The organism is Rickettsiales bacterium, from assembly GCA_033762595.1.
GTDB lineage: Bacteria > Pseudomonadota > Alphaproteobacteria > Rickettsiales > UBA8987 > JANPLD01.
The window spans coordinates 1-3,835 of the sequence record JANRLM010000116.1; the positions used below are offsets into that span (position 1 = coordinate 1).

General features: G+C 33.9%; 5 protein-coding genes. 1 reads left to right on the top strand and 4 read right to left on the bottom strand.

All coding sequences use genetic code 11. The features are described 5' to 3' along the window. On the top strand, positions 1 to 902 hold a 902-nt coding region (locus SFT90_08150), incomplete at its 5' end, for a mechanosensitive ion channel (GenBank protein ID MDX1950446.1). 14 nt (positions 903 to 916) lie between these two features. Here SFT90_08150 and ssb read toward each other — a convergent pair. The 4 genes from ssb to SFT90_08170 all read right to left on the bottom strand — a co-directional run. Further along, positions 917 to 1,396 carry a single-stranded DNA-binding protein gene (ssb, locus tag SFT90_08155; protein ID MDX1950447.1) on the bottom strand — a complete coding sequence of 160 codons (480 nt, stop codon included), beginning with the start codon at positions 1,394 to 1,396 and terminating at the stop codon, positions 917 to 919. 81 nt (positions 1,397 to 1,477) lie between these two features. Further along, positions 1,478 to 1,843: a helix-turn-helix transcriptional regulator gene (locus SFT90_08160; GenBank protein ID MDX1950448.1), complete on the bottom strand. Its 366-nt coding sequence runs from the start codon at positions 1,841 to 1,843 to the stop codon at positions 1,478 to 1,480. Positions 1,844 to 2,012: 169 nt separating this feature from the next. Next, on the bottom strand, positions 2,013 to 3,230 hold the full coding sequence (hisS, locus tag SFT90_08165) for a histidine--tRNA ligase (GenBank protein MDX1950449.1): 1,218 nt from the start codon (positions 3,228 to 3,230) through the stop codon (positions 2,013 to 2,015). A 135-nt stretch (positions 3,231 to 3,365) separates the two neighbouring features. Continuing rightward, the coding region (locus SFT90_08170) for a hypothetical protein (protein ID MDX1950450.1) at positions 3,366 to 3,835 on the bottom strand (470 nt) is incomplete at its 5' end.

Genomic DNA, 3,835 nt, shown 5'->3' on the forward strand with positions numbered 1-3,835 from the left:
TGCCTTGGTTTATTTTAATTGGTGCAGCAATTCTATGGCATCAAGGTCAAATTAGACCAATTGCAGATTTTCTAAGCCAAGAGCAATATACAATCAAAATCGGAAAAACTAAAGTTACGCCTTACTTAATTCTCAAAACTATATTCATTTTAATAATGTTTATTTGGTTCGCTTTGAGACTTTCAGATTTCGCACAATCCTCACTTTCAAAGGTAAAAACTCTAACCCCAAGCACTCGAGCATTATTCGGTAAAATTTTTAGTATTATAATTTATATAGTCGTTTTCTTGATTGGACTTGATGTGATGGGCTTAGATTTAACCGCACTCGCTGTTTTTAGTGGGGCAATTGGTATTGGCTTAGGCTTTGGTTTGCAGAAGATTGCATCTAATTTTATCAGTGGATTAATTCTGCTTTTTGAAGGCTCAGTTGAAGAAGGTGATTTAGTTGATCTCGGCAATGGTGCAATGGGAACAGTTAGGAAAACGAACGCTCGCCATACTTTGATTGAATGTTTTGATGGTAAAGAAATTATGATTCCGAATGAAGATTTTATTACCTCTCGCGTTACTAACCTTACTTACAGCGATAAAAAAGCGAGAATTGATATAAAAATTGGCGTTGCCTATGATTCTAATTTAATAAAAGCTAAAGAGATAATGCTGAATGTCGCCAAAAATCACCCTAAAATTAGCACAGAAAAACCACCTTCAGTTTTCATTGATGAATTTGCGGAAAGCTCAATAAATATCTTGCTTTACGCTTGGATTGATGATGTTACAGATGGCAGGCTAGAACCAAAAGATGAAATTTTAATTGAAATTTGGCAAAAATTTAAGGAAGAAAAAATCTCAATCCCCTTCCCTCAAAGAGAGATTAGGATTATAAATTCTGCATCTTAAGAAAAAAGGTATAATTAAAAAGGAATATCATCATCAAATGAGTCCGCAGGTGCAGTGTTTTGTTGCCTTGCAGAAGAACCACCAGATGATCTATAGCCTGAATTACCGCCTGAAGAATAATCAGAAGATGGGTTATTATCATTCAGCCTATCAAGCATTGTGATATTGCAATTATAGCCCTGTAAAATTACTTCGGTTGTGTATCTTTCTTGACCTTGTTGATCCTGCCATTTACGAGTTTGCAACTGCCCTTCTACAAAAATTTTGCTCCCTTTCTTGAGAAAATTCTTGCACACATTCACAAGTGCTGGATTAAAGCAAGCAACCCTATGCCATTCAGTTTTTTCCTTTTTTTCGCCAGTGTTTTTATCTGTCCAATATTCATTGGTTGCAATAACAAAATTTGCAACTTCTCTGCCATCGCCTGTGCTTCTGATTTCCGGGTCTTTTCCGAGATTTCCAATTAAGAGAACTTTATTCAAACTTCCTGCCATATTAACCTACAATAAGATTTATAAGCAGATTCTACATCGCTAAAATTTTACTTCAATTAGTTTTTGATAAAATAATTTTGCCTATTCTGAACTCATTGATTTTATGAGATTTTTGATTGCATCTAATTTAGTTTTATTCTTAATTTTTGCAGTCAATCTCATAATCTCATTGATTGAGCCAATATCATAATCAGAACCTTCTTCACGCAGAGATTTTTCCTCTTTAGTTTCAGTATAAAAATATTCAATTTGAAGATTCAATATTTCAGCAATATGGGCAAGCCTTGAAGCACTTATTCTATTATAGCCCTTTTCATATTTTTGTAGCTGTTGATGGGTAATTCCTAGATTGTCTGCTAGGGCTTTTCGGTTAAGCCCGTGCATAATTCTTGCAGAAACTATCTTTGCACCAATAATTTTATCTAATTCATTTGTGTTTTTCACCATAACCCCTATCCCCCCCGAGATAATTTGTTATAGTTTATACAAAGCTACTATCATGCCAAATTGCAAAGCAAATAACTCATTGTTATATAAGGATAAAATTTTTTAGTGGTTTTAGGGTTGGCAATAATTTGTTCAAAATTGAAACAGATTTTTCAATTTATGGCAAATTTTATATAGAAGAGTAATTTTGTATCACTTCTGAAATATTAGTAATTTTCTGCTCGCCAGAATCTAGATTTTTGATTTCAATTTTATCTTCAAAAATGAATAGGATATTTTTTGAACCAATTTTATCAGCCTTCTGGATTTTTTTTGCGAATTTGCCTGAGAAAATAACTTCACAATTAATATTCTTAGCTCTTAAAATTGAAGCTGTTTCAAGTGCTTTATCATCAAAATCAGAAATTATTGCGAGTAAATTATTATTCTTCCTTGATATTTGAGATGCGAGCATAAGCCTTTCAACGCCAGCTGCAAAGCCAATTGCTGGGGTTTGTTTACCACCCATTTGTTCAACTAAAGCATCATATCTGCCACCTGCTAGAATAGTATTTTGTGAGCCTAAATTTTCACTTTCTAAAATAAATTCAAAAACTGAATGGCTATAATAATCAAGCCCTCGAACGATTTTAGGGTTAACTTTGATTTCTGTTTTAATTTTTCCAGAGATAAAATTCAGCAATTTTTCAAAGAAATTTTTAGAAAAATCATTCAAATAATCTGAAATTAAAGGTGCTGTTGCGATAATTTTTTTATCATTTTCATCTTTGGAATCCAAGATTCTTAAGGGGTTTTTAGCGAGCCTTCTTTTGCTATCTTCTGATAATTCCACTTGATATTTTGAGAGATACTCCACCAAAGCGGATTGATAATTTTTGCGAGATTCACTATCACCAAGCGTGTTAATGTTAAGTGATAAACCCTCTGAAACTCCTAGATTTTCAAGTAATTGCGAGGCACAGAAAATCATTTCAGCATCGGCAGTTGGTTCTGGATTGCCAAAATATTCAAAATTAACTTGGTGAAATTGCCGTTGCCTGCCTTTTTGTGGGCGTTCATACCTAAAAACTGGCCCGTAAGAAAATAATTTTAGTGGTATATGCTGTTGTAAACCATTGGAAATAAAGGCTCTCACAATCCCAGCGGTGAATTCAGGGCGAAGCGTTATATTCTCCCCACCTTTAGTATCAAAGGAATACATTTCTTTGGATACAACATCGCTTTCTTCCCCCATTGATCTTGAAAACACTTGGGTTTCCTCAAAAATTGGGGTGTGGATTGTTTTGAAATTATAATTTTGAGATATGTTTTGAGCAATATTTATTATCGCCTCAAATTTTTCAGCATCTTCAAAAATATAATCTTTTGTGCCTCTAACTGGTTGCATATTATATAGTTTTTTGGAGTTTATCAGGATTACCAAGCCTAACCTCAATTCATACCCACAGAAAAGGTATCCATTTTTTTATTTAGATTCCCGCTTTCGCGGGAATGAATAAGTTTAATAATTAAATAGAATAATTTATGATGGTTTGCTATCTTTTTTATCTTTAGTATTTGATGTAACTAGGGAAGAAAGTATACCTTTTCCTTTTTCCTCACTCGCTTTTGGAGGGTTTGGTTTATTATCAGTAACGCCTAAAAACTCCATACCATTTATCTCAGCAGCTAGTAAATCTGCCATTGATGCAAGCTCAGCTTCTGAAATTTCACCAGATGCAACCATTGCATTAACTTTGTTAGATACTGCTGATGATATTTGAGCATTTGTAACGCCTGCTTTTGCCTTAACTCTTGCGAGAACTGCTGTAAATAATTCTTGTGCAGTTGCAGTTTTTTCTAATTTAGGTACTGAATTTTGATTTTGACTTTGGCTTGTGGTTAGCTGTTGCTGTTCTGAGGTTATATTTGGTTTTTCAGGGCTTGAAGTGCTAACAATTGGCTCACCTAAATTTTCAGCTTGATTTATATTACTGCCAGCAGGCGTTTCGA